Source organism: Ruoffia sp. FAM 20857 (assembly GCF_045528645.1).
GTDB classification, from domain to species: Bacteria; Bacillota; Bacilli; order Lactobacillales; family Aerococcaceae; genus Ruoffia; species Ruoffia halotolerans.
In genome coordinates this window covers 1-4696 of sequence record NZ_JBGQRB010000078.1, presented here as the reverse complement: position 1 = coordinate 4696, position 4696 = coordinate 1, and the positions used below count along the sequence as shown (strand labels likewise).

The 4696-nt window shown below is 29.4% G+C and carries 3 protein-coding genes; 1 reads left to right on the top strand and 2 read right to left on the bottom strand.

Going from position 1 to position 4696, the window contains the following annotated elements; all coding sequences use genetic code 11:
* Positions 1 to 222 precede the first annotated feature (222 nt).
* Positions 223 to 582 carry a hypothetical protein gene (locus tag ACEN4N_RS11045; RefSeq protein WP_138405578.1) on the top strand — a complete coding sequence of 120 codons (360 nt, stop codon included), beginning with the start codon at positions 223 to 225 and terminating at the stop codon, positions 580 to 582.
* A 168-nt stretch (positions 583 to 750) separates the two neighbouring features.
* Here ACEN4N_RS11045 and ACEN4N_RS11040 read toward each other — a convergent pair whose 3' ends face one another.
* The gene (locus ACEN4N_RS11040) at positions 751 to 2364 is read right to left on the bottom strand and encodes an ABC transporter ATP-binding protein (protein WP_138405579.1); all 1614 of its coding nucleotides are present in this window, start codon (positions 2362 to 2364) and stop codon (positions 751 to 753) included.
* Positions 2361 to 4643: a lanthionine synthetase LanC family protein gene (locus ACEN4N_RS11035; protein ID WP_407094241.1), complete on the bottom strand. Its 2283-nt coding sequence runs from the start codon at positions 4641 to 4643 to the stop codon at positions 2361 to 2363. Before ACEN4N_RS11035 ends, ACEN4N_RS11040 begins: the two co-directional genes overlap by 4 nt.
* Between the last annotated feature and the right edge of the window lie 53 nt (positions 4644 to 4696).

Sequence of the window (4696 nt, the reverse complement as noted above, 5' to 3'; positions counted from 1 at the left end):
TTCCTCCAAGTTAAGCGTCGTAACTTAAACTTTAGAGGTAAACTGGATGACTAACAAGGCTTTTTTTGTTGCCTGGTTATGTACTTTTAGGCTGCAATCTTATGTATTATTATATTGCCATAAACAAGTGGTACATTAAGCTGGCAAAAGGTGGTACATTCTTTGGCAAACAGTGGTAAGAAAGTTGGCATCAGTGGTACAAATGTGTGGCAGTAGTCACATGTGAGAGGTAAACAAGAAGTACATAATGATATAGGTATCATGCTTATGAGCATGAATTTAACAAAATTAGCAATCGAAGCAAGAAGACAAGCAGAAGCTTCTCGGAGTTCTTCAATCAAAAATATAAAATGCGATGAACCAATCAGAATTCTGATTGGTTCATCGCATTTTTATTATTTAGGGCGACTTAATTCCCAGCCCCAATATAATAATGTTATTGAGGTATTGTCACGCTGTACTTTAGCTAGCTATTCGATGTATCTTTATGGCACTTTCCAAAGCATTAACCAAATAATGAAGCTCTTTTGGAGCAGAAGACATGAAAAAAGCACATCTCAACCTGTTCCCGTGATTAACTAGCTCAAGCTTTAAAAAAATAAAATCAAAACTTTCCTCATTATAAATTGAATTGGTTTTGATTTTACTTTTTTTATTCAGACAATTTAATATTTGATAAACAGCTGGCCATTTTATTAGTAAAGATGGCACTAAAAAGAAAACTAACAATAATTATTCCTTTGTAAATTATTATTGTATATCATCAAGCTGAATTATCTTATCAATGTATGCTTCAGTGTCCTGATTTATATTATGTGAAATCATGATAACCATTAATTCTGGATCTTGTAATATAGTTGATTCAATCAGTTTTTTATTGCGTTCATCTAATGCTGAGGTTGCTTCATCAATTAATAAAATTCTAGGTTTCCTCAATAGTCCTCTCGCTATGGCAAGTCGTTGCTTTTGTCCTCCTGAAAAATTTTTCCCCCCCTCTGTGACCATATAATCGAGTCCTTCGTCATTACTACAAACAAAATTGTAAGCGTTAACTCTCTCTAAAACTTCTATGATCTCTTCCTCACTGTATTCTTCTCCTAAAGTAAGGTTTTCTTTAATTGTTCCCGTGAATAGGGTTGATGTTTGATCTAAATAAACAACTTGATTCCATACATCAGGTAAATTTAATTCTTTTAAGGGAAAGTTATTATAAAATATTTTTCCACTATAACTTTCATAGAGACCTGCAATACATTTCAATAAAGTAGATTTACCAGAACCACTTTCTCCAATGATTACATATTTATTAGGAAATTCAAAAGTTAAATTAATATCATTAAATATACTCATGTTTTCATCATAATTAAAAGATAATTTTCCAGATTTAATACTTTGTATTTGATCGGTCAAGGCTACTGAGGCTGTGTTATAATCTTGTTCATTTAGCCAATCAAATTCAGATAATTTATTTGTTATTGGTTTAGAAGAATTGTACGTCACAATATCATTAAAAACTCCTAAAGAAGAGCTAAAGAAAACTCCTACTAAATTAGCTATTGATAGAATTGCTCCTGGATAAACGGCATTATTTATGACTAAATAGACTGTAAACATCAAAGTTCCAATTTGAAATAGAATATTAATTGCCGAATTTATTCTCATAATTAAGTCTTTTATAAACTGAAATTTCAACTTATCTTGCTCTAAATTATTAGATTCATTGTTTATTCTATCTCTAAATTTTTTCATTAAATTATTGGTTTTAAAAACGATATAATTGGAGAATGTTTCATTTAAAATTCCTACAAAAGCTTCTTGTCGGTTTGACACATTATTTGAATATTTTCCAATTATTGGTTTTGTTATATTCGGAATTATAAGCATTATAAAGGTTGATGCTATTGTAAAATAGGCTAAGTATGAATGCATCGATGTTATTGCTATGAACGAAAATAGCATTTTTAGCATATTCCCCATTAATGAAAAAATGCTTAGTAAAGCACTCTCATCAAAACGTTCAATGTCATTAGTCAGCCTAGATATATAATACCCTGTATTATTTCTAGTATAATCTCTGTACTTTAAATTTGAAATATCATGGGTGTAAGTCTTCCTTATATCAACATTAATAACTTTTAGAGTGTATGCAATCATACAATCTAGTATATAATTAATAGCAATTGACAATATCCAAATAGAAATAATGAAGAAACTATTTCGAAACAACAGTTGAAACGAAGTTTGTTCTAAGCTCTCATATAGTAACCCAAGAGAATAACCTGCATAAACACTTGAAGCAGAAGAACAAACCGTTAAAATCAAAATAATTATTAAATAAATAGGGTGTTTTCTAAAAATTTTCACAGTACTATCCGCTCCTCGGTATTGTCTATAAAAAATAAAGGATTTATTTTTCTATTATTTATAATTCGATCAATAATTAATAACACTCCAGCAGATCCTTCTGCTATATCAAAACAAAGATAATTTAAAGTTCGATTGGGTAATTCCCACTTATTATTATTTTTCACAGCATAACGTAAACATTCCCGTAAAAGATTTACCGATTCTTCATAATAACTAGCCTCATTTAAAAATAAGTAGCAGTCATATAATGCATTAGCAATCCCTGCTAAACCTCTGAATAGAGAAGGAGAGGTATGATGTTTTATCAATAAAGTATCTGCAATTCTTCTACACTGTTCCTTATAGTCTTCTTTTCCTGTAACTTTATAATATCTCGCAAGAACTGTTAAGATACCCGCGCTTCCATCAATAAAATATGGCGACAAAAAATCATTACTATCAGCTTCAGTAGAGAGAAGTAACGCACCAGACTTATGATGGTATATATACTCCATATCATACTCTAGAAAAAACTCACCCATATATAAATACTTTTCATAGTTTGTGACCTTATATATCTCTAAAAGAAATAATGAAATTCCTGCTCTTCCTTTTTTAAAGCCTATATCAGAACATAAATCTATATTTCTTATAATATAATCAGCGATTTTAATTGAATTTTTCTTATAATGTCTTTTTCCGGTTTTATTATAAAAATATATATTAGCTAATCCAATTCCTGCTAAACCAGAGTATAAAGATAAATTTGAACTTTCAGTTACTGTAGAAGGGAAAATTTTTTCTGCATCTTTTAAAAAGCCCATTTCTGATAGCTTCCAAGCAATGCCACTTCTTCCGGTGTATAAACCTTCAGGGCAATACTTACTCTCACTAATGACAGTTTCAATATCTTGCATATCGTTACTACTTACTTCATTCATTTTAAATTTTGTGTAAGCAATACCTAAAAGACCATTACTAAAATTGTAAAGGTTATCAATAATATCTGAAGTAGAATATACATCTGACAATGATTTTTCTCTATAACTATTTATCCCATTTAATAAAGGTTTTACTGAGTATTTTACTTCATCAATTTTTTTCTTTAAAGAGGTATTGTTTTCAATTACATTAATTTCCAACTCATTAAGAATTTCCTTTATTTCAGATAGGTTTTCTTTTATCTCTTTAGTCGATGGTCGATTAGCATGGTCCGCATCAATTAAACTATAAATTAATTCTTTCAATTCAATAGGAAAAGTATAATTTGAAAAGAGTTGCTGTATAACATCCTCTATTTTGCTTTCATCTAATAAGTACAAGCGGTTTCGGTTAATCAGACAACTTAATAAAAGAAGTCCAATGGAATAGATATCTGACTGGAAGAAATTATTACTAGTAATTTCTTCTGTATATTCAAACGTTTGTGATGCTAAATTAATTTCATTTATATTTATACTACTCTCAAGATCAATCAAATAAACTTTATGGTCTTCAGTAATCATTACATTGTTTGGAGATAAGTCTCCATATATGTATCCATAATCATGGATACATTCTAATATGTCTGTTATCTGTATAAATATATCACAAATTTTTATTAAATATTCATTCCATTTTTTTCCATTAAAGTCAACATCTAGAATTGGTGTTTCATCCATGTAAAAATTGTAGAGTGTTTTACCATCAATAAATTCTTCAACTAAAAAATAATGCTCCCACTGTTTATAAAAATCAAGAGCTTTAGGAACATTAGTATGCTTAGAGAAAAAACTCAACAGATTATATTCTGATTTTAGTCGATCAGTCCCCATAATGCCATTTGGAAAATAGTTAATATAGGGGCGCGCTTCTTTTATAATCACATTTTCTCCATTAATATCCTCAGCTAAATACACCCCACCCAAATTTGAAAATTTTAGAGCTTTTTTAAACACATAATCATTAGGGCTTTCTTGTTCATTGCTAGCCTTATAAGATATGATTTCATCCTGACCTTTTGGAGGAGAATAATATGCCAATCTGTTATCTATAATATATTCATTGTCGCTATCTAATATTAAGTATTCTTTTTTTCCTTCATCATCATATCTGATTATTTCTTTAAAGCCTCCATACCTATAATATAAAACGGCACAATCTTTATATCTCCTATCACTTAATACATATGGCCCTTCAAAATCTTTTAATTTAAAATAAAGTATTTCAAGTAACTCTATAAATCCTGAATAATTCATAGTTTTACTAATAGTCTTTCCTAACATTGATTTAATAGTCTTTAAAGTAATCTGCTTCATCACCCATTAGGTGATGAAAAAAGACCCCCTTTCTGATATGGTTAATTCACCAC

What these genes read in the sequence shown, in the direction of transcription:
- ACEN4N_RS11035 (WP_407094241.1), bottom strand. Translation starts at nt 4,643, where the DNA reads ATGAAGCAGATTACTTTAAAGACTATTAAATCAATGTTAGGAAAGACT.